We start from the raw sequence: 22514 nt of genomic DNA, 5'->3' as shown, positions 1-22514 counted from the left end.
GGGGGATGGCATGATGATTGTTAATGTTTCCAATTTGAAAAAACACTATAAAAAACAACCGGTATTAAAAGGAATCGATATTACGATTGATACTCCTCAAATTATTGCGCTTGTCGGTCCGAATGGTGCGGGGAAAACGACATTAATGAACTGTATGACGAATTTGCTTCCATTTAACGAAGGAAGTGTTGAGTTGGTAGGGAAGAAAAATACGGATGCATCCATCTTTTATGAAGTGTCTTATTTGCAGGATAACCGAATCTTATATGGGGATTTGACCGGTTACGACCACTTGAAATTCATTTGCAACGTGCAGAAAATTCCATTGTCCAACATTAAAAAAGTGACTGATCGGGTTGGCATGACAAGCTATATGAAAAAAAGAGTGAGGAATTATTCACTTGGTATGAAGCAACATTTACTCCTCGCCATGTCGATTATTAATGAACCTAAATTATTGTTGCTGGATGAACCATTAAACGGGCTAGATCCAACAAGTGCCATTAATATGCGAAATATCCTGTTGGAATTATATAAAGAAGGAACAACAATCATTCTATCCTCGCATAATCTTGACGAGATCGACCGATTGACGAATATCATTTATTTCATGAAAGATGGTGCGCTATTGAAGGAATCCCTTCAAGATTTCTCGGCAAATCAATATTATGTGGCTGTCGACCATCCTGAAAAAGCAGTTGAAACGTTAAAGCAGGCTGGCTTCCAGTTTACAATGCATGAGGGAATCATCGTCTTTTTAGAAACAGAAGTGATTTTGCAAGAGTTTCTGGATTTGATGAACCGAAATGAAATTACGATTACTTCCATCGAGACGAAGAAAATTGGTGCGGAAAAACGGTACCAAGAATTGTTTGCGAAGGAGAAGACAGATGAAACTGTTGCTATTTGAATTCAAAAAAATCTTCTTTAGCAAAAGATTCCTCTATATCATGTCACTTCTTGTCATTGGTATCGCATTGCTGTTTGTCCGCAATGTCACTTTTCAGTCGTATATTGTGAAAGAAGAAAATAAGCGAATTGATAGTCAATCAAAGGCGAGTCAGGCAAATGCAAGAGCTCATCGAATCGCCTTGGAAAATGACCCTGAAAATGAAGAACAATTGAAACTGCAAAAGATGAATTCTGAAATTAGGGACCAATTATACGAATTGATCGGCATCGCTTCGTCTAAAGACTGGGAAAGTAAATTGACGTTGCAAAATGAGATTTACGCAAATACACTTGCCTATAAAAAAGAGGGCGGGGATTTTCCTCTATCCGATAAAGAAATTCGTGAAAGTATAGCGATGAATGAGAAGTTGTTGAAGGAAGGCATCCCTCCTGAACATGCTGTTTATAGTATGGCGTTACCGAATTTCATGAAGCAAATTGTAGACTTGTTAATCCATTTCGGGGCGTTCATTTTACTAATACTCATCATTGGTGAATCTTTATCCGGCGAGTATGAGAATCACTCGATCAATCAACTGTTTACACAACCACTAAAGAAAACGAAGATTATCATGAGTAAATTTTGGAGTGCCGTATTATTATACATCGTCATGTTGGGTGTCGTTCTCTCGTCGGCATTATTGATTGGATTCGCGTTTGGTAAAAAAGGAAGCTTCAATTATCCTGTGTTACTTGAAAAAAACAATGCCATCGAATTTACGACGATTTCCAGCTATATGACAAAGGGTCTTCTTATCGTTTCCGTCGCGATCATCATGGTCATTGCTTTGTATTTGTTGTACAGCCTGTTGTTTAAGCAAACGCTTGCAACATTGGCCGTCCTCCTCTTAACATTGGCAGCAGGCTATTTTATTTCTACTTTTGTGACATGGGGGCCGTTCTCCTGGTTCAATCCATTTGCAAACTTGCTGCCGAGCAATATGATTCTGTTGCAAAATGATCACCTATGGTACCAAGCGATTCCGGTTACGCTTGGCGTGGCAGTGGTTCTATATATACTTGCATCGAGGAAGATTCATACGAGTAAGATTGTGTAAAGCTTAACCTGTTCCGTCGATTACAAAACTAGTTAACGAGGCTGTGACAAAGCTATAAATAGACCGTTCCTCTGCACTCCAAAAGGCACGCTTTCCGCGGGGCGCGCTTGAGCCAATCGAACAACGAAGAGTTCGATTTGCCGTATTTCTGCGTACTTTGCGGAAATTAAGGCATCCTTGCTCCCAACGCTCCGCTTTTGCTCGCAAAAGCCGTTCTACGTGACGGCTTTCCCTGTGGGGTCTCAACATTCGCGCTACAATCCCGCAGGACATTGAATAGGCTTCCTCGAATAAGCATCGCACGAAGGAAATGCGTCAGCATTTTCGAGGAGTCGGCCTTTTTCCGCTCCGATCCACTCTTGGATATGAAAATGAAACACTATGAAAGTAGTAAAAAATGCAAGTCGGCAAAATTGCCTTCATGCATTTTTTTATGTTTTGTCCCGGCATCGTTTTGTTCATCTTTTGGGTTAGTATAGTTATCGATTATGCGAGAAAAAAAATCGCTTCTTATAATGAAGCACTAATAGTAGTTAATTATAACCAAAAGTATGATAGCTAATAGCTTCTGTCGACCAACAAGTGGTAGTAGAAATGGGGAAAAGGGCTGATTTACCGCTGACCTGGAGGCGTTAAACGCGTATAATTGACATCGAGCAACAAATAGATGCACAAGGCAGGTGTTTTCTATCCAACAAATACAGTTACTACAAAAGGTCATCGATACGATTGAAGAACGTATAAAGGAAGAGATTAAACCAGACGAGTTGGCGAAAATAAGTGGGTATTCTCCTTTTCATTTTTACCGCGTTTTTTACGAGCATATCGGTTATACCGTAATGGATTATGTCGTTAAGCGAAAACTACAGCATGCGTTATTCGAGTTGGTAAACGGAAAAAAAGTGATTGATATTGCGCTTGAATATGGATTCGAAACACACTCAGGCTTTACGAAAGCGTTTAAACGAGTTTTCGGGAGTCCCCCGAACTTATACCGATTACATTGTCCAACGTCATTTCCTCCTAAGCTAGATTTAATGAATTTCCGTCAAAAAGAAGTCGGAGGCATTGTCATGCAACCGAAAATCGTTCAGAAAACGGGTTTTACGATTGCAGGAAAAACGTATAAAAGTCGATTGGATAACGTGTTTTATACGAGGGATGCTCCAGCATTTTGGGATCAGCGTATCGCGCCAGAAGAGGCGATTGAAACGATGTTGTATGAACAATTAGCTCCGAAGAAACATGGAGAGTATTGCGTGAACTTGAATGCGAGAGAAACGGATAATACGTTCACTTATTTATTTGCCGTCGACTATGACCATGAGGATGCCAAGCTTCCTAAAGGTCTGAAAAAGTTGCATATACAACCAGCGACGTATGCGGTATTTAAAATTCCTCCAGTAGATGTGGATCGTTTTGTTCCTGCTATTAAAGGAACGTGGAAATTCATATTGGAAGATTGGCTGCCGCAATCGTCTTACGAAGTGGACGAGCAAGGTTATGACTTTGAATATTACGATGAACGTTGCCACGACTGGATTTATGAGAAAATAACGATGGAAATATATGTGCCAATTAAGGAAAAAGACAAAGTGTGAGTGGTTCACGCTTTGTCTTTTTTTAACACAACTGTATAGAAATACAACACAGGCATAACGAAACAAGCACTTGCTACGATGGCAGTTTTCACAGCGAATCGTGATGCAATCAATCCGATAATTGGTCCACCGCCAATTTGGCCAATGGCATCGACTTGGCCTTTTACGGAAAAGAAAGTGGCCCGTGTTGATGAGTCAGGGATGATTTTATTCAGCCAAATATCCTCTAACGGATACATTACTTGTCTCGTTACTTGAACGATGACGTAAAAGATGAGTAAACTCACAACAAATGTCGAGAATGCAAAGCCGATGAGAGAAGCGACAATGAGCGTGCTTCCAACGAAAAGGGTATGGTAAATAGGTCGTAAATTCAGGAGAATCGCACTGCGGTTAATAAAGTGAAGTGCAGTGAAAGAAAGTAAGACAACAATGAATTGAAGTCCGCCCATGAAAATGACTAATTGTTCGTTTGATAATGAAGCTAAAGCGGAAACGTCGATGAAATGTGACATCCATAAGCGGTCGAATCCTTCGCTATACAATCCGATGAACAAAGCGATTAAGAGCAACATCCTCATGACAAAACTTGCTTTGGAATAAACAACGATCTTCTGCATATTTCCCTTCATGCTTTTCCACGTAGAAACCCGTTTGCCTGGTCGTAGAGGTTTGAAGTTGTCTTCTTTTATAAAGAACAGTAAGTACATCGCTAGTCCAAGCATGCAAATTCCACCAATGACAATCGGTAAGTTTATCATGAGATAGCCTGTCAATATGCTAAGCGGAATGGCGATAATCTGGCCAAGCTGCCCAAATTTTGCTCCCCTCATAAATGCTAGCGATGCTTTTTCTTCCCCAATTTCGTCTGCGATCCAAGCTTGCTGGGCGCCGCTTGTAAACGTATAGCCAATCCCCCATGCAATTTGCGAGAAGATAACTGCCGCAAACAGAGGGAACAGCCCTTCAATGATGAATCCGAATCCAATCAAGAAGTAGCCAATGATGAGAGAGAGTTTTCGACTTTTCACGTCTGCCAGTACACCAGTTGGAATTTCAAATAGGAAAACCGTCAGCTCCAAAACCGTCCCGACTAAAACGAGTTGCAGTGGATCGAGCTTTACAACTTGTACATGGTATAACAAATTGACAGTAAAGATATACGTGAAAAATAGTTGTGATGAAAAACAAGTGAACAAGTAAACAGCGTATGGATCTTTCTTATTAAATACATTCATATTTTTTCCTCCTCGATATGATTATAGAGAAGAGGTATCCAATGAACTTGTCCAAATTTGCGATTTTTTAGTGTGAGGAACAATTATTTTATTTGCTCGGAGATTAGTAAATAATGCTAACTAGGTAACTTGTTAATTTTTGGAATTTGTATTGCCGAATGTACGAAGTGTGCTGTACTATAAAAAGGAAAGAAAATTCTATACGAAAGAGGAAACATCTTGAAGAAAATTAACATCATCGTACCTACTCTTTTACTGTTTTTGTCTGTGATCGCTCTTCCAACATTTGCGAAAGCCGATACATCACTGCCACTGAATACAGTTGTTTCAGGATCCATTACTGAACAAGAACCAATGGATGCTTATACAGTAACTGTTCAGGAAGCAGGCATTTTATCGATAGATGTGAACGTCTATTTTTCGGCTGCATTAATTGAATTAAGAGATTCCAAAAATGAACGAATCGGTAATTTTGAAGGGGTTTTTCATGGACGTCCAGAAAATCCAACAAATCTTAATAAAAAAGTCAATCTTGAACCTGGTGTGTATACTGTAATTGTGAAAGATTATAATAGGACAAGTTATGGTAACTATGACTTGAAAGTTACATTGAATCCAGCGAACAACACGGAGATTGAACCGAATCAATCGATTGCTGAAGCTATGGCGATTCAAGTGAATGACAAAAAAATTAGAGGATTCATTAGCGCGAATGATACGGAAGACTATTACAAAATCGAATTGGTCGAGCAGGGTCGTTTATTCCTCGAAATTGATTCCCAAATGATGAATGGTACGGTTCGGATATATGATGCAAATGGAGAAACTGTTACGTGGGAAAGTTTAGGTTTCTATAATGGATTACCATTGCTGTGGAAATCCCATATTGATTTTGATGCAGGTACGTACTATATCAGTGTAACCGGCAATGATACGTATCATGGAATCTATGAAATGCTCGTTTCTTTTGCACCTGTTAATACGGATGAGGTTGAACCGAATAATTCGATGGCGACTGCAACTCCAGTTCAGTTAAACGATTTAAAGACACATAAGGGATTTTTGAGTTATACCGATACAAAGGACTATTACAAAATCGAGATGCCTTACGATGGATATTTGACGGTTGAATTTTCTTCAGAGTTTAGTGCCTATCATTTAATCGATGAAAAAGATGTACCATACGATTCATATGTGAGTAGCGGTGCGGTAGGAATTCCTGAAACGTCGACTCGGAAACAGCAGCTCAAAAAAGGAACGTATTATGTCGTGCCGATGAAGGGTGCGATTTGGCAAGGCGGCATTTATACGCTTGCATTTTCAGCTGAACCTGAAAGTAAAGAAAAGCTTATGTTTAGGGATGTAACGGGCAGGTATACTACAGCAGTTAATTATTTGGTGGATAAAGACGTTACCAATGGAATGACGCCCTTTTATTTCGGAGTGAATGAAAAGATTAAACGAGTGGATGCAGCGATTTGGCTTGCAAAGATGTTAGAGTTGGATACTTCAAACTCAGCGAGTACGCCGTATTTGGACGTGCCTAAAAGGGCTTGGGGAGCGGTAAATGCTCTAAAACAAGCGGATATTGCAAACGGCAAGTCGAAAACCCATTTCGGAGCGAATGATACGATGACCCGCGGGGAGATGGCGTTAATGATCCAACGAGCGTATCAGTTATCCGGTGACGGTGTGCATCTGCCATTTATCGATGTTTCGCCACGGTATGAAGATGCGGTCAAAGCGCTTTTGAAACACAACATTACGCAAGGGAAATCACCCAATCAGTTCGGTACCAATATAGCGATCACTCGTGGAGAAATGGCGATATTTTTACACCGGGCAGACCAAACGAAATAAGAGGAAATGCTGGTGCGGATCGGATGGATTCAGCACCGGTTTTTCATTTATTCTATTCAGGACTTAATGTGTAAAATGAATGCCATCAATCATTCCGCTCGTAGCATGTATTCAATACGAATTGGATTCTTAATGAGTTGATAGCAGTAATGTTTAGGAAAAGAAAGAGGTAAAACACCATGAAGAAAGCTAGCATCTTAGTACTTGTCCTATCACTATTTTTGTTTGGATTTCCACTACCTAAGACAGTAAAAGCCGATACGGTACTTCCGTTTAATACAACTGTCACTGGTGAAATTACCGAACAATCTTCAAGTCAAGCATACACTGTAACTGCTGAGGAGGCAGGAACACTCACAATTAATTTCACGGTATACTTTTCTTCAGCCCTATTGGAATTAAGAGATTCCAACAATGAACTTGTGGGCGAATACGAGTGGGTAAATGGCGGTAGTGTTGGAAATCCTCAAGTTTTACAAAAGGAAGTAAATATTGAACCAGGTGTGTATACTGTATTTGTTAAAGACAATAACAAAATAAGTTTTGGGAAATATGATCTGGCTGTAGCATTTAATCCAGTACACAATACGGAAACTGAACCAAATCAGACGTTCACCGAGGCGATGCCGATTCAACTAAATGGAAAGCGGATCCGTGGGTTTATTAGCGCAAACGATCATCATGACTACTATAAAGTAGAGGTAGAGGAAGCAGGTCGGCTGAAACTGGATATCGTTTCCCAAATGCGTAGCGGAACTGTTGAATTCTACGATGCAAAGGGAGACATGATTTCTCGGGATTCATTAGGATATTATGAAGGAACACCAGTTACATGGAAAACGCATCAAGACTTTGAGGCGGACACGTACTACATTCATATAATGGGATATGGTTCCAATCAAGGCATTTATGAAATGCTTGTTTCGTTTATGCCTGCAAATAATGAAGAAATTGAACCGAATAATAACAAGTTTACCGCAATGCCCATCTCGATAATGGATCCGAAAATGTACACGGGCTTTTTAAGTTATACAGATCGCTATGACTACTATAAGATAGATATGAAATTTGATGGGTATGTAACGATCAATTTCTCATCGGAATTTAGTGGTTACCAATTAACGGATGGTATAAGTATCAATTATGCTTCACATAGAGGTAGTGGCAGTAACGGACATCCTGAAGCTTCCACTCAAAGAATTGCACTCCCGAAAGGCGTCTATTATTTCGTTCCTTTTGCACAAGTTTCTTGGCAAAGTGGCGTGTACACGATGTCATTTAAAGCAGAAGTGGATTTTAAAGATGTAACAGGTAGGTATATGCCGGCAGTCACGTTCTTGGCGGATAAAGAAGTGACAAATGGCATTACTAAAAATGAATTTGGCGTATATGACAACATAAAACGCGTGGATGCAGCGATTTGGCTTGCGAAAATATTGGAGTTGGATCAATCAGATTCAACAACTACAACCTATTTGGATGTACCGAAAAGAGCATGGGGAGCGGTTAATGCGTTAAAGGTTGCAAACATTGCAAACGGAAAATCAGCAACCCATTTTGGTGCGGATGATACAATGACACGTGGTGAAATGGCGTTGCTCCTAAAACGGGCATATGGGTTATCAGTGGTAGGTGTCGAGCATCCTTTTATAGATGTAGCGCCACGCTATGAAGAAGCGGTAAATGCTTTATTGAAAAATAATGTGACGCAAGGGAAATCGCCCACTCGATTTGGGACCGGCGAACGGATTACGCGTGGTGAAATGGCATTGTTTTTATATCGGGTGGAAGCAACCCGCTAATAGAGGACCGGTGCAGATGCTAGTCATCATGCACCGGTTTTATTCAAATTGAATATCGAAACTTTGAACGAGCGTAGGACGCTGCGTTTATTTCGGCTTTTCGCGCTCGGATTTCTCGCGCTGGTTCGGCGTCATGGGTTCTTGCTTCGGATGTAAATTTCCGAGCTCTGCAAGCTCCATCGATATTTCTTCTTTCCCATTGGCATTGATGACATTACTATTCGCGTTTTTGCGCTGAATGTTCTTCATTGAAAAAAACCTCCTTTTGCACTGTAGTATGGGAGGATTTTTTGAATTGATGTACACATCGAAGTTTATTTAGAGCAAAGATTAACTCGAGTATAGAGTAGTGAGAAAGATATCGCTTTACATTTGCGATTTGTCAATGTTGATAGAGTGACTGGAAATTACATGAAGTGGTGTTCGCGAAAAATTTCTTGGTAAAATTCCTAGGAATCACTTTAGAAGCTTTGGTACTAAAGTGGAGAAAAATAGTTGAGAACATAAAAAAAAGACCCTACACGAGGGTCTTTTTTTAGCCGTAATTAAGCTTTTTGAACGTTTGAAGCTTGTAGGCCGCGTTGTCCTTGTTCGATTTCAAATGTTACACTTTGACCTTCGTCTAAAGATTTGAAACCTTCGCTTTGAATTGCTGAGAAATGTACGAATACATCCTCTCCACCTTCACGCTCGATGAATCCAAAACCTTTTTCTGCGTTGAACCACTTAACTGTACCTTGTTCCATTAATATTACCTCCTAGTGTGGATTTCCACACGATGTGTTACTATTCTTGCTCAAATACTTTAGACGAAAAGCAAAATCCTAATATCCATTCGATAAAAGAACAAAAATAATTCTTCTTAAGAATAACACATAGTTGAAGAAAAAGCTAATCGTATGAATATTATTTAATTTCTTCGTAGTATAGAGACTTATCTAAATTCGTTTCTTCTATTTTCATAGAAAACTCTTGGTCTAAATATGTAAAAAGACTAAAAATTTTATTGGCATAACGACAGTCTTCGCTGCAATTCTCGAAACAGACGGAAGGAAATTGAGCAAACTGCACCATTTGCCATCGTAACTGTGCGTTCTTTCGTATGTAGTTCTACTACATGCTGAAGATTTATTAAAAAACTTTTATGGCATCGAAAGAAAGACTCTCCTAGCTGTTCAAAGTCTATCAGTTTACCGTAAAATTCGTAGTATCCATTTCTCTCATGCAATTCAAGCTTATGTGGACTTGAAGACGTTTCAATGAAATAAATATCTTGAAGCTTTATGTTCTTAATACGTTCGCCAATTTTAATTTGCACCATTGATGATTGATCAAATTCACCGAGCTGTTTATACTTTTGGAATGCAACTTGCAGCACGTCAACAACTTGCGAACTGATTTGACTGGGCGTATCTTTCACGATGAAATCCAGTGCGGCTAGTTTGTAAGTGAATGTCATTTTTAATTGATCGGCATGTGACGTAATGAAAATAATCGTCGCTAGCGGGTCTTTTTTTCTAATTTCCACAGCGATATCCATCCCGTTGAGTCGGTGATTCAGCTCGATATCTAGAAAGTAGCAATCAGCTTGATGTTTCTCCAAATAGGTTAACACTTCATCTGGTTGGTTGGCAGACAGGACAATTTCAATACTTGGTTCATGAAATAGCGCATAGTTTGTAATGGCTTGATGTAAAAGCTGTCTTTGATGCGTGTCATCTTCACAAAGTAGAACCTTCACCAAAATCCCTCCCGTCAATCGTCATTTCATGAATAAACGAATGATTTTCAATGCGTGTGTTTAATGTGACATTCGCGTAATTGGACAATATTTTTCTAACGTTGAATAGACCAAATCCACGATTTTTGCCCTTTGTTGAAGTCTTTTCCTCAAACAATTTTTTACTGTTTATTGTATCCAACGTTGTTCGATTCTCGATGATCATGACGACTTTGTTTGGCATAGTAATGAAAGCTAGATGAATTTTAGGATTTTTCAAAGAGGTGCTAGCCTCAATGGCATTGTCTAAAAGAATACCGATAATACGCGACAAATGTATACGATTCATCGCGATGTCTTGAATCGTTTCTGGAATTTCGATCGTCATGGGAATATGTGATTCATCCGCAAAGAGTAGTTTAGTAGCAATCAACCCCTTTAACTCAATCATTTTAAGGTTCTCAAGCTGGCTAAACATTTTGTTCTTAAACAACGAACGTTGCTCTTCTCTACTAATATGTTCGTTAAAATATTTTTGCAGGCCAGCCAAATCTTCTTGCTCTATGTACCCTCGTAATGTTAATAGAATATTTGCGTAGTCATGTCGGAATGTTTGCATCTCTCGGTTCACTTGTTCTAATGCTTGCATATATTGTGTAAATTGCTGCTGCTCAATCATTTGTTGGTTTAGTCGGTTTTCCTTACTAATGGTACGTAATAGAATCGTAGTCAAGCCGATCATTATGAAAAAATAAACAAATAAGGCAACTAAATTAGCCGAGGAAATCTGGATATCCCCTTGTTCCATTGGAATAAAAATAAGTGCGTAGAAAACGAAAAAAGTGATGCTTGTGATAAGCAATAATAATAGTTGAGAATGCCTTGAAATTCTTAAAGGCTCCTTGTATTGAAATAAGTATTTTTTATAAAAAACCAAAACAAATGCAATGAGAACAACGATAAGTATCCCGTGAATGATAGGTGGTAAAGACAGTTTATTAACTAAGAATAGCGTCGTAGATTCTGCTAAGATACAAATAATAGACTGAAAGCAATGAAAGAGGTCGTCATATGTCTCCTCCGATTCACAAAGTAGCCGCTCCTCTATACGGTCAGGAGTGTTTTTAAGACGTTGAAGATAAAACAGCCTTAACCAATTCTATCATGATTATAATGAAGGATGATCATAACCATACATGGTTTAGGAGTTGGAGGCTTGTTACGTGAAAGAAGAACTATTGGAATTAAGTAATCAATCGCTGTTTTTTGCATTTATCCTATTAGTAATTTCTATTATACCAGTTGGAATCGCATTGAAATCCAAAAACGAATGGGGTAGCCGAATAGGTGTTAGTCTGATGTACTTGTCCTTTTCTTTGCAACTTCTCTACTTCGTACTTAGATGGATAGCAATCGGACATGCACCTGTTAGTAATTTGTATGAGTTCATGACCTTCTTTGGCATCATGCTGATTGGAAGTGCACTCATCATGTATCATATGTATAAGCAAATAATTGTTTTGCTATTTGCAATTCCGGTTTCACTTGTCATTATGGGATACGGTGCAGTGTTTACAAGGGATGCATCTCCTTTAATTCCTGCACTTCAAAGCAATTGGTTGTCCATTCACGTAATTACTGTTGCGGTTTCAAGTGCCATACTCTCTATTGCGTTTGTGACAGGGATTATTTACTTACTCAAAGTACTCAATGTAGATGAAAGAACGAAGCATACAAAAGGATTGGAATTTGTGATGTATTGCCTCGTTGTTGTTGTCGGTTTTATTATTGCTTCAATGACGTTTTCAATGACATTGGATAAAAAAGTTCTACAGTTTGAGAATCGAGAACGAGTTTTGGAAGAAGCGGTTTATAAAATGCCGGCCATTGTTGTAAATGACGGGGCGGTACTAATAAATGATCAAAAGGCAGTCGGAGGACTCGAAATATCCAATGCCATTGATGCGAAAAAACTCAATTCAATCCTCTGGGCGTTCATTTTCGGGTCTAGTATTTATAGTCTTATTCGACTCATAACAAAGAAGAAAATTATTCAGATCGTAAAGCCACTGACGTCGAAAGTGAATCCAACAGTCTTGGATGAGATGACTTATCGTGCAGTAATTGTAGGATTTCCATTGTTCTCGTTAGGCGGTTTGCTGTTTGCGATGATTTGGGCACATCAGGCATGGGGGCGTTTTTGGGGGTGGGATTCCAAGGAAGTATGGGCATTAATCACTTGGCTGTTTTACGCTGCATTCCTTCATCTACGGACTTCGAAAGGAAGGGAAGGAAAACGGCCGGCGTGGATGGGCATAATCGGGTTTGGCCTCATTGTATTTAACCAAGTATTCGTGAACCTTGTGATTGCTGCTTTGCATTCATATGCATGAAGAGAAGACATCTCCTTTGGAATGAGGGGATGTCTTTTTCCATGAAGACGCAACAATTTTTTCTACATAGGAAAAGAATGTTTTTCGAACTCCTCATTTTATTCAAATGAATTAAAGGAGAAAGTGTGTACTATGCAGAAGTTATTCTTATCGTAATTGAATGTAAAGGGGACGGGTTGCTGATGGAAGCTTTACTAGTCATTGACGTACAGAATGGGATTGTGAAATTTGCAGATTTTCAAAAAGAATTAACCGTTATGAAAGACGTCATTGAAGATTTTAAGAGGAAAGGAAAGCCAGTAATTTTCATCCGACATTTGGATGACGAGGAAGAAAGCTCTCTCTATAAAGGTTCGGCAGGTTCTGAATTGCATGCTTCGTTAAAGGAATATGCGGAGTGTATCGTTGAGAAGCAGACACCAAGCGCCTTTTTCGAAACGGACTTATCGAGTCGGTTAGAAAAGTTAGATGTAGACCACGTATTTATTATTGGCTTCAATACGGAGTTTTGCTGTCAGTTTACAGCAATTGCTGCTTTTGATCGAGGCTACAAAGTGACATTTATCGAAGATGGTACGGGTACAACCAATACTGCTGAATCATATGGTATGGCTGGTTTGGATATAAAGGATTTTGTCGGCACGGTGCTGCATTGGTCGAATGTTATTGAAGTGTTGGATTATGAGGAGTATATAGAAGTTTACAAGTAAGGAGTGGGCGCCATGCTACCGCAGGAATTGGCTGTCGAGAAAATTAGTGAGAGTTTGAAAAGAGATCCACTCGTGCAAGCGGTTTTTTTGAAAGGTTCGATGGGAAGGGGCGAGCATGATGCCCATTCAGATGTCGATCTTTACTGTGTAGTGAACGAAAAGGATGAGAAACAATTTCTTGCCAATCGATTAGAGCATGTGCATGCGTATCGAGAGACGATTTTATGGGATGATATTTTCATTGTCGCACCTCAAATCATCGCTGTATTTGACAATTTGTTGCACATTGATTTATTCACGGTCACAAAAGAAACGTTTGTTGGCGGAGACTATTTCACCGTGCTTTACGATCCACACCGTATTATGGATGAATTTGTACATACACAAGGACTGACACTTACGGAAAATGAATATGAAGATGATGTCATGGATGTGGCTTGGTTTTTATTCCAATATAAAAAATCTGCTGCACGAGGAAATGATATCTGGTCAGTTAAAATGCTAACAAATGTCATCTATCATCTAGGGAGAGTTTTATTGTACCGATATGCACCGGAACGTGCGAAGTTGGGATTGAAGACAATTGAACAGTCTTTGCCGGAAGAGGTTGGGGCGGAATTGAAGGGTATTATGGAGTTCATCACACCACAGAGGCACGCGCAGGCGGTAGAGCGGATTAGCACTTTGCTGGATCGTGAAGTGGAGTGGATGCAAAAGCGGTTTGCTGAAGAACATCAAACAATGCTTTTTTTACGAAGAATGATTGAACTGCATGGTAGTGAGTATCCATACTAATTTAAGATCACGATGTGGAAATGATTATCGAGGAACCGGAAGATTGCCCGCCAGGAAAGTATATTAGTTTTCACGATCCTTTTGGGAATGTATGGGAGTATTTGCAGTTTGCTTAGTACTTGTTGAGTAAGCCATTTACATAGGCTTACTCAATTTTTCGTTTATAGACGCTTAACTGCTTATGGAGAAGATGCTTTTCGGGGAGGCAGACGATTAAAAGAATCATTAGCAATTTGGCTTGTAAAACTAAATTGGTTGGTATGCATAGTGACGAAAATGTAAGACTCCGAGTTGATTTGTTCGTTGAATCAATGGAAGAGTATTTCATCTCCATATATGCTTGCTATAGTAGAGCAAGAGAGGTTTGGAGGAATGACAAATGGATAGTGTACTAATAGCTCGAGGCATTCAAAAAGTGTATGGAACGAAAACGAATCTTTTTACGGTATTAAACGAAGTGGACCTAACAATACATAGAGGTGAATTTGTCGGCATCATGGGTCCTTCTGGAGCAGGGAAAACAACGTTACTCAATATTTTAGCTACAATTGACAAACCGACACTTGGTAGCATTCAAATTAACGGAAAAGATATTACGGGATTACGTGATGAACCACTATCAGAATTTAGAAGAACAAATTTAGGGTTCATCTTTCAAGATTACAATTTACTAGATTCTTTGACGATTCGAGAGAATATCTTATTGCCACTCGCCTTTGCAAATCAAGCGGTTGCAATGATAGACAGTAGAGTTACAGAAGTCGCTACAGTTCTAGGCATTCAATCCATTTTGGATAAATACCCTTATCAAACATCCGGTGGCCAAAAGCAACGAACCGCCGCGGCAAGGGCAATTATTCATAATCCTTCATTAGTTTTAGCGGATGAACCGACCGGTGCCTTGGATTCAAAATCATCAATGGATCTGCTAAATGCTTTTAACGTATTGAACCGTGATTTTCAAACAACAATTCTCATGGTGACACATGATGCGTTTGCAGCCAGTTATTGTGACCGCGTCATTTTCATAAAGGATGGCAGTTTATTTACGGAATTGGTGAAAGGGGATAAGGATCGAAAACAGTTTTTTAACCAATTGGTGACGACACTTTCCTCTATGGGGGGCGGTAACCATGAATTTGTATGATGTGGTCTTGAAAAACCTGAAGCATAATTTCGGAAGGTATTTCATTTATATCGCTTCACTCACGTTTAGTGTTTTAATCTATTTTACTTTTGTCTCCCTACAACATAATGAGCAAGTTGCAGATGCATTTGGCAGAGAAGATAAGTTGGGGCCTGTTTTGACGGGAGCTTCTATTTTATTGCTAGTCTTTATTGCAATTTTTGTATGGTACTCAAATACATTTTTTATTCGAAATCGAAAGCAAGAAATCGGTCTTTACGCATTAGTCGGGGGAACAAAATCAGAAATCGGTCGAATGCTATTTTATGAGAATTTGTTGATGAGCCTTCTTTCATTAGGGGTAGGTATTGGCTTGGGGCAAATATTCTCCGTGTTTTTCAGTATGATTCTTCTCAAAATCATGGGGATTAATATAGTTGTGCATTTCACAGTTAATGTAGCACCTATCGTGCAAACTGTTTTTGTGTTTATGCTTATTATGCTATTAGCTTCGTTCCAGGTAAATCGGATCGTTCATCGCTTTCAACTTATTGACCTGTTTCAAGCGAAAAATAAAGTCCAGACAGTAATAAAACCATCTAGTATCGTTGCTGTGTTGGCGTTTGTTTTGCTTGGTTTTAGTTATTGGAGTCTATTACATGCCTACGATTCGAAAAGTTGGGATACTCATTTTGGACGTAATTTCTTTGGGGTTATCATTTTGATCGTAACGGGTTCTTATTTATTGTTTCATTCTGGTAGTGGGCTATTTGTCCATATCTTACAAAATAAGAAGGGTGCATATTACAAATGGAAGAACTTAATTACATTCACCCAGCTGAAAAGCAGGCTTAAAACGAATGCGATTATACTTACAGTCATATCCGTATTGAATGGTATCACGATTGTCGCATTTGGATTTGCCGTTACGATGTACTATAACACGATGCAGACATTGAAGGATCACGTTCCGTTCAGTTATCAGTTTGAAGTCACAGACGAATCCATTAACGAGAAAATGAATGCTATTCTTAAGGAAAGTAAGGAATACCCTGTCCTTTTTGATGAGGTATTCGAGTATGTAATGGTGCCTGGGCAAGTAGATGACCTGGACAATATTCCAGGGGGCTATTATTACTATGATCAGCAGTTTGCAGTCCTATCAGCTGCGACCTATAATCACCTTGCCGACCAATTAGACCGTCAACCTGTCCCCACTCTTGATAGTGGCGATGTAGTCATGCTCGGGCAGAATTTTATTGGTTCTCAAAAAGAAGATGAAAATGTCGGTCGAACATTGTCCCTAGGTATGAATGAAGAATATAGTCCAGTACAGGTAGTAGGGAATAAAATCGAATCTATTTTTAACTACGATGTTCTACCATCTGTCCTGATCGTGAACGATGGAGTATTTCAACAGATGCGAGAGGAATTTAACCGAACGATGACGCGAGTCGTAAAGGTTGAAAATCAAGAACAGTCAGCCCCGTTAACGGAAAGGTTGAGAGCTACTTATGAAGAAGGGATTCGACATGGATTTGATTCACAAATGGGTTTTTATAGTTATTCGGAAAACTATGAGCTTGCACAATCCATTTATGGATTACTCATCTTCGTCTTTGGATTTTTAGGACTCGTCTTTTTAACAGCGACTGGAAGTATTATTTACTTTAAAATGCTGACTGAAATTGTGGAGGATCGTCAAAGGTATCAAGCTTTACGGAAGCTTGGCTTAAGTAAGAGGAAAGTGAAAAAACTAATTGCGAGACAAACGTTCATCCTATTTTTGCTGCCGCTTGTCATCGGTATTGGACATAGTTCGGTCATCCTTGGCGCTTTAGCGAATGTAATGGCGATAAACTTTATTACACCTGTTGTATCTTGCATAATTGTTTACTCTTTGCTTTATGGCGTGTATTACAAATTAACTTTATGGACAGCGAATAAACTTGTAAATTCGTAGGAACCTCTATATCGAGTTAAATGTAATGAAAAACCGCATGACATCAAGGTCGTAAAAACTTGGTGTTATACGGTTTTTATTTTAACAAAGTGTTGTCCTACGTAACGATTGAATAGTAATCTAGCCTTTTTGGAAAGTGGATGGTAATTTTCGTGTACTGATGTTCTTGAGATGAAATGGATAGCTGATGTCCGAGTTTATGTGCTAGCTTATTTGCTAGGTACAAACCCATACCAGTAGATTTGTGATAAATTCTTCCGTTTGTACCAGTGAACCCTAAATCGAATACACGAGGGATATCGGATTTTGATATGCCAATTCCATTGTCGATGATGGTCAATCGAACTTCTTTTTGATCTTCTTCTGAATGAATGGAAATTGTTCCTTCATCCGCACTGTATTTTAATGCATTTGATATAATTTGCGACAGTAAATACCCTAACCATTTTGAATCGGTTTCCACTTGTGTAGAGTCCAACTGAATATCTGCTTTGATCTTTCGTTGAATAAATTGCTTAGCGTGTTTTTTAACGATTGTACGAACGACTTTGTCCAATTCAGTTTGTAGAATGTGATAATCCTGTGAAAAATGATCTGTTCGCGTAAAGTAGAGGGCTTGTTCCACGTTCCGTTCGATACGTGAAATTTCCTCTTGAATGCTGAGTGTGTCAACGTTACTAGGTGCTTGTTCAAGAATGAGTTTACAGACTGCGATCGGTGTTTTAATTTCATGAAACCACGAAGTCATGAACTCCAACGATTCTTTTTTCTCTTGCATAATGGCAAGCATTTTTTGTTGATGCTCTTCATTGACTGTTTGAAACCATTGCATATATAAGTGCTGCTCGTATGTATTGGGTTCTCCGACACCTTCCGGGATAAAAATCCCTTCATTCCAATGAGCAGTTATTTTTGTGAAATGCTTTTTGGTGAAAAAATAGTCGATGGCTAAGTAAGCAGTAAAGAAGCCTAGACAAACAGCATGGATATAGAGAACATTTGAAATATGTATGGACATTGTCGGTTCCACATAGAGCATAATCGTAATGAATGCCATGATCAGCACATACAAAGAGATTACACGCTTTTGAAAGGTCAAATACTGCCGAAAGGAAACATTCATACAAGTATATACCCCTGACCTTTTTTCGTTTGAATGTAATCATCGATCCCATTTTCGCTTAATTTTCTCCGCAGTCGATTCATGTTGACCGTTAATGTATTGTCATCAATGAAATTCTCATCTTCCCATAATGCAGTCATCAGCTCATCTCTTTGAACAATTTGGTTTTTATGTTCAAGCAGAATGCAAAGAATCTTAAATTCATTCTTTGTTAGCTCAATGTCTTGATGATCAATCGTAACAACTGCTTTCTTCACATGGAGCGTCAGATCTCGGTGCGTAAGGACGTGCGTTTCCACCTGATGATAGGTGTAGGATCTTCTCAGGAGTGTGTGGATTTTCGTAAGGAGCATCTCCATCGAAAACGGTTTTTGGATAAAATCATCGCCACCCATGTTTAACGCCATCATCATATCCATCATTTCTGTCCGAGATGATAGAAAGAGAATCGGAATGTTTGAGTGACGACGAATCCGTTCACACCAATGAAAGCCATTATAGTAGGGCAGGTTAATATCCATAATGACGAGGTGGGGATTAGTAGATTGAAAGGACTCTTCTACTTTTTCAAAATCTACTACTGTTTGTGCCGTATAGCCCCATTTTCGTAACTCCGCTGCAACCAAATCACTGATTTTCTTTTCATCTTCGACAATTAAAATAGTGAACATCGATTTCACGTCCTGTAATAGAAGTTATCTAAATTGTACCACAAGCTTTTATGTGAAATAGCGTAGTGACAAAAATGTAAGGAGAGGTAGGGGATGAATGGATTTTATTGCTGTATGTAAAAGCGAGGAATGTGCTAGCAAGATACTCTTTCCTGGTTGTGCAATCGAGTTGACTGATTGTTGGGAGCTGTCCTGGTGAACAGTTTATGTTATTGTCGCTGTGCTACGAGATGTACCGATGATCCCGCGAAAATAGATAGGAGAATAATTAATGCTTCAACAAGTTCATGTTAGTGTATCAATAATATAGATTTAATTGACTGAATGTTCTTTATGAAGTAGATTGGTAAGTAGAAGAGTATAGGAATGGAGATGAAGTGCATTTATTATTAAAAAGCGAATGGCGCCTCAGTTGTTGGAAGCATTGGATGCTGCAATAAGACGATTGCCGGAATATCATGAAATGATGCCTATTTTGAAGGCAAAGTTCGCCGCTGTTCAAGCTGGATTTGGTGGTGAACAGGAGTTGGATAAGGTTTTTGAACGGTATGCTTTTTCAATGGAGTATGGTGTTTTTCATGATGTATCGCTTGTATCGAGCACACTTTTTCAAGTGGATACGTTGTTGGTTACCCATGGTATGCAGTGTTATTCGAAGTGAAAAATATTGCAGGTGAATTAATGGTAACAGCTAATCCGCCGCAGTTGATTCGCAAATCTGATTCCGGCCAGTTGAGCGGATTTAAAAGTCCCATTGCCCAGCTGGAGAGCAATTGTGAGCTGTTTGAGGATTGGTTAAATAACAGAGGTTTGTCGCTTCCTGTTTATGGAGCCGTCGTCCTCGCGTATGCAAAACAGCGAATTGAAGTGTTTGACACGGAAGTTCCCATTTTATTTCCACATGCAGTCCCCACATTCATCCGCAAACTTCCAACAGGTTCTCTTATGTTGGATAATCAAGCATTTAGGGGGCTATTGAATAGCTTGAAGAAGTGTCATCGTCCATTTATTCCTGCACCAATTTGTAGTACATATGCTATTTCCAAACAAGACATTCGTACGGGTGTGATTTGTCCTGGGTGTGGGGGTTTTGGGATGGAGAAATACTCGGGAGGCTGGCGTTGTCTGTCTTGTGGGAAAACCAGTCGAAAAGCGCATGAGCAAGCAATCCGTGATTGGTTCCTATTGTTTGGTGGAGAGATGAGGAATAAAGATTGCAGGACATTTCTTCATGTAGATCGACAGCAAACTGCACATCGCCTTTTGGTATCGATGGAGTTAAAGACGAAAGGTACGTATAGGGACAGAGTGTATAAGTATCCTTATCAATTAAAAGAGTGAGAAAAAGCGCACAGCAATGTGTGCTTTTTCATTGGAAATCATAAAGTCTTGCACAGTTTTCTCATTTTACTAATTTGAAATGGAAGGATATATGCAGGGAAATGGGGAAACGGTGGTAAAGTTCCTAGAATCGGTGGTAAAGTCGTTTGAATCGGTGGTAAAGTGCTGAGAATCGGTGGTAAGTGCCAGCGAATCGGTGGTAAACGCCGGCGAACCGGTGGTAAGTGAGAAATCCTTATATATTTAGCAATATAACGAGGAGAATCTACTGGAAGAAGCCGGTTATGAGGTTGTTTGGGGTAAAATTTATTTAACACTCCACCTTTCAGAGCGAATTTTCCCTTAAACATCTTTATAATGCAAGTAAGAGAGGGTGTGTGCGAAGGATGGATATGACGATTTTCATTGTGGAGGATGATGAGGCGATTTTCACCTCATTGCAAGAGCGACTAGGCCAATGGTCGTTTCGTGTGGTGGGGCCTGAGAATTTTCATCAGGTGATGGAAGCTTTTATTGAGGCGAAACCGCATCTTGTCATTATGGATATTCAGCTTCCGGCGTATGATGGGTTCCATTGGTGCCGGGAGATTCGGGCGGTTTCAAAAGTGCCAATCATCTTTTTGTCGTCGCGTGATCATCCGATGGATATGGTGATGGCGATGAATATGGGGGCGGATGATTATATCCAGAAACCGTTTCATACGGATGTGTTGCTGGCGAAAATTCAGGCGACGCTTCGTCGGACGTATGCGTATGCGGAGGAGTCGGTTGATGTATTGGAGTGGAATGGTGCTGTTATTGACATGAAGCGGGGCGTCATTCGGAAAGACGGCATCGATTTGGAATTGACGAAGAACGAATTTTTCATATTGACTGTGCTTGTTCAATATAAAGACGAGATTGTTTCGCGGGATGAATTAATTCGGAGGTTGTGGGACGATGAGCGATTTGTGAACGATAATACGTTAACTGTGAATGTTACACGGTTGCGGCAGAAACTCGCAGAAGTCGGACTCGGTGACGCGATTGTCACAAAAAAAGGAATGGGTTATATGGCGGTGACGTTGTGAAGGAATTTTTAGCGTATGTAGGCGATATGAAAAGTTGGATTTTGCTGTTCGGCGGTGCGCTTGTCTTCACGGATGTGCTCATCTGGATGGATAAAGGGCTGTCGATGGAGATGAGTTCTCTGATTTATTTAAATGGCTTGCTGGTTATGGTTTTCGTTATTTTTCTCTTCTGGCGTTACAAAAAAGAGACGTCTTACATGAAGGAATTGATACATATTGCAGCTGAAAATGATGTGCATTGGCAGGAAGCGTTGCCGGAACCAGTGTTTAATCGCGATCAGTTAACGAATGAATTTCTTGGGCAAATTGCAACAGACCAGCTCAATAATCTATCTGAAATCAAAGCAGCAAACCTCATCGAAAGTGATTACACGGCGGCATGGGTGCATGAAGTGAAAGCGCCGTTAACTGCGATGAAGATGACGATAGATGCCAATCGTGAGTTTCCACCGATGCGAAAAATTGAAGCGGAATGGCTTCGGGTGCATTTGCTCATTGACAGGCAATTGTACATGTCGCGGATGCCTTCGCTTGAAACAGATTATGTGCTCACGCTCACCGAGATTGGTCGATTGGTGACAGCGGAATTACGGGATTTGACGCCTTGGTGTCTTGAAAAAAATATTGGGATTGAGTTGGATGAAAAGGAACTGGCGGTTGTTACAGATAGTAAATGGTGCCGTTTCATCATTCGCCAGTTGCTAACTAATGCCATAAAATACAGTCCAGCTGGTGGCACAATTTTAATTACTACAAATCAAAAACCGAGTGGTCATCGGGTATTGTGCATTTCGGATGAAGGACCAGGTATTCCTGCACACGATTTGCCGAGGGTGTTTGATAAGGGGTTTACAGGAAATACGGGAAGATTGCATAATGCAGCGACGGGACTTGGCCTTTATTTAGCCCAACAAGTGGCAATGAAAATCGGTATACTTCTCACAATTAAGTCTGAAATCGGCAAAGGGACGACGGTGCAAATGACGTTCCCGCTGGAAAATGAATTTGATGCTACACGAAAGTGACAACATTGTAACGTTGACCGACCTGTTTGTCATGTGAATCAAACGACTGTATGCCAAACGATACGTA

General features: G+C 39.7%; 21 protein-coding genes. 14 read left to right on the top strand and 7 right to left on the bottom strand.

The genetic code is table 11. The features are described from left to right. Window positions 1–13: 13 nt before the first annotated feature. The 3 genes from ACVHUV_RS01750 (at window position 14) to ACVHUV_RS01740 (ending at window position 3610) form a co-directional block, all read left to right on the top strand. On the top strand, window positions 14–910 hold the full coding sequence (locus tag ACVHUV_RS01750) for an ATP-binding cassette domain-containing protein (RefSeq protein WP_462085925.1): 897 nt from the start codon (window positions 14–16) through the stop codon (window positions 908–910). Then, a complete protein-coding gene (locus ACVHUV_RS01745) occupies window positions 891–2009 on the top strand; it encodes an ABC transporter permease (protein WP_462085924.1) in 1119 nt (372 codons plus the stop codon). Before ACVHUV_RS01750 ends, ACVHUV_RS01745 begins: the two co-directional genes overlap by 20 nt. Window positions 2010–2689: 680 nt before the next feature. After that, window positions 2690–3610: an AraC family transcriptional regulator gene (locus ACVHUV_RS01740; RefSeq protein WP_462085923.1), complete on the top strand. Its 921-nt coding sequence runs from the start codon at window positions 2690–2692 to the stop codon at window positions 3608–3610. Between the two features lie 5 nt (window positions 3611–3615). Here ACVHUV_RS01740 and ACVHUV_RS01735 read toward each other — a convergent pair whose 3' ends face one another. After that, window positions 3616–4848: an MFS transporter gene (locus tag ACVHUV_RS01735; protein ID WP_462085922.1), complete on the bottom strand. Its 1233-nt coding sequence runs from the start codon at window positions 4846–4848 to the stop codon at window positions 3616–3618. Between the two features lie 219 nt (window positions 4849–5067). Here ACVHUV_RS01735 and ACVHUV_RS01730 point away from each other — a divergent pair, with 219 nt between their 5' ends. Together ACVHUV_RS01730 and ACVHUV_RS01725 are read left to right on the top strand one after the other, a co-directional pair. After that, on the top strand, window positions 5068–6708 hold the full coding sequence (locus ACVHUV_RS01730; protein ID WP_462085921.1) for an S-layer homology domain-containing protein: 1641 nt from the start codon (window positions 5068–5070) through the stop codon (window positions 6706–6708). 179 nt (window positions 6709–6887) lie between these two features. Then, complete coding sequence (locus tag ACVHUV_RS01725) at window positions 6888–8510, top strand: S-layer homology domain-containing protein (protein ID WP_462085920.1); 1623 nt, start codon at window positions 6888–6890, stop codon at window positions 8508–8510. 87 nt (window positions 8511–8597) lie between these two features. Here ACVHUV_RS01725 and ACVHUV_RS01720 read toward each other — a convergent pair whose 3' ends face one another. From ACVHUV_RS01720 to ACVHUV_RS01705, 4 genes are all read right to left on the bottom strand, one after another. Beyond that, on the bottom strand, window positions 8598–8759 hold the full coding sequence (locus ACVHUV_RS01720; protein ID WP_462085919.1) for a hypothetical protein: 162 nt from the start codon (window positions 8757–8759) through the stop codon (window positions 8598–8600). 296 nt (window positions 8760–9055) lie between these two features. Then, complete coding sequence (locus ACVHUV_RS01715; RefSeq protein WP_317946839.1) at window positions 9056–9256, bottom strand: cold-shock protein; 201 nt, start codon at window positions 9254–9256, stop codon at window positions 9056–9058. A 257-nt stretch (window positions 9257–9513) separates the two neighbouring features. Next, window positions 9514–10251 carry a LytR/AlgR family response regulator transcription factor gene (locus tag ACVHUV_RS01710; protein ID WP_371391001.1) on the bottom strand — a complete coding sequence of 246 codons (738 nt, stop codon included), beginning with the start codon at window positions 10249–10251 and terminating at the stop codon, window positions 9514–9516. Next, a complete protein-coding gene (locus ACVHUV_RS01705; protein ID WP_462085918.1) occupies window positions 10232–10963 on the bottom strand; it encodes a sensor histidine kinase in 732 nt (243 codons plus the stop codon). The genes ACVHUV_RS01710 and ACVHUV_RS01705 overlap by 20 nt, the downstream gene beginning before the upstream one ends. A 490-nt stretch (window positions 10964–11453) precedes the next feature. Between ACVHUV_RS01705 and ccsB the strand changes: the two genes are divergently transcribed. The 5 genes from ccsB (at window position 11454) to ACVHUV_RS01680 (ending at window position 17217) form a co-directional block, all read left to right on the top strand. Beyond that, complete coding sequence (gene ccsB, locus ACVHUV_RS01700) at window positions 11454–12623, top strand: c-type cytochrome biogenesis protein CcsB (protein WP_462085917.1); 1170 nt, start codon at window positions 11454–11456, stop codon at window positions 12621–12623. A 182-nt stretch (window positions 12624–12805) separates the two neighbouring features. After that, entirely contained in the window at window positions 12806–13333 is a 528-nt protein-coding gene (locus ACVHUV_RS01695; RefSeq protein WP_462085916.1) for an isochorismatase family protein, read from the top strand. 12 nt (window positions 13334–13345) lie between these two features. Continuing rightward, window positions 13346–14128, top strand: a complete 783-nt coding sequence (locus tag ACVHUV_RS01690; RefSeq protein WP_462085915.1) for a nucleotidyltransferase domain-containing protein — start codon at window positions 13346–13348, stop codon at window positions 14126–14128. A gap of 379 nt (window positions 14129–14507) precedes the next feature. Next, a complete protein-coding gene (locus ACVHUV_RS01685) occupies window positions 14508–15275 on the top strand; it encodes an ABC transporter ATP-binding protein (RefSeq protein ID WP_371391008.1) in 768 nt (255 codons plus the stop codon). Beyond that, entirely contained in the window at window positions 15262–17217 is a 1956-nt protein-coding gene (locus ACVHUV_RS01680; protein ID WP_462085914.1) for an FtsX-like permease family protein, read from the top strand. Before ACVHUV_RS01685 ends, ACVHUV_RS01680 begins: the two co-directional genes overlap by 14 nt. Window positions 17218–17314: 97 nt before the next feature. Here ACVHUV_RS01680 and ACVHUV_RS01675 read toward each other — a convergent pair whose 3' ends face one another. Next, a complete protein-coding gene (locus tag ACVHUV_RS01675) occupies window positions 17315–18340 on the bottom strand; it encodes a sensor histidine kinase (protein ID WP_462085913.1) in 1026 nt (341 codons plus the stop codon). Then, window positions 18337–19011: a response regulator transcription factor gene (locus ACVHUV_RS01670; protein WP_462085912.1), complete on the bottom strand. Its 675-nt coding sequence runs from the start codon at window positions 19009–19011 to the stop codon at window positions 18337–18339. Before ACVHUV_RS01670 ends, ACVHUV_RS01675 begins: the two co-directional genes overlap by 4 nt. A 415-nt stretch (window positions 19012–19426) precedes the next feature. On the opposite strand from ACVHUV_RS01670, the gene ACVHUV_RS01665 reads away from it, so the two are divergent. The 4 genes from ACVHUV_RS01665 (at window position 19427) to ACVHUV_RS01650 (ending at window position 22447) form a co-directional block, all read left to right on the top strand. Further along, entirely contained in the window at window positions 19427–19672 is a 246-nt protein-coding gene (locus tag ACVHUV_RS01665) for a hypothetical protein (RefSeq protein WP_462085911.1), read from the top strand. A gap of 20 nt (window positions 19673–19692) precedes the next feature. Next, a complete protein-coding gene (locus ACVHUV_RS01660) occupies window positions 19693–20352 on the top strand; it encodes a nuclease-related domain-containing protein (RefSeq protein WP_462085910.1) in 660 nt (219 codons plus the stop codon). A gap of 386 nt (window positions 20353–20738) precedes the next feature. Further along, a complete protein-coding gene (locus ACVHUV_RS01655; protein ID WP_462085909.1) occupies window positions 20739–21422 on the top strand; it encodes a response regulator transcription factor in 684 nt (227 codons plus the stop codon). Further along, a complete protein-coding gene (locus ACVHUV_RS01650; protein ID WP_462085908.1) occupies window positions 21419–22447 on the top strand; it encodes a sensor histidine kinase in 1029 nt (342 codons plus the stop codon). The genes ACVHUV_RS01655 and ACVHUV_RS01650 overlap by 4 nt, the downstream gene beginning before the upstream one ends. The last annotated feature ends 67 nt before the right edge of the window (window positions 22448–22514 follow it).

The organism is Sporosarcina saromensis, from assembly GCF_054901285.1.
This window is presented reverse-complemented; position numbering and strand designations above follow the sequence as displayed.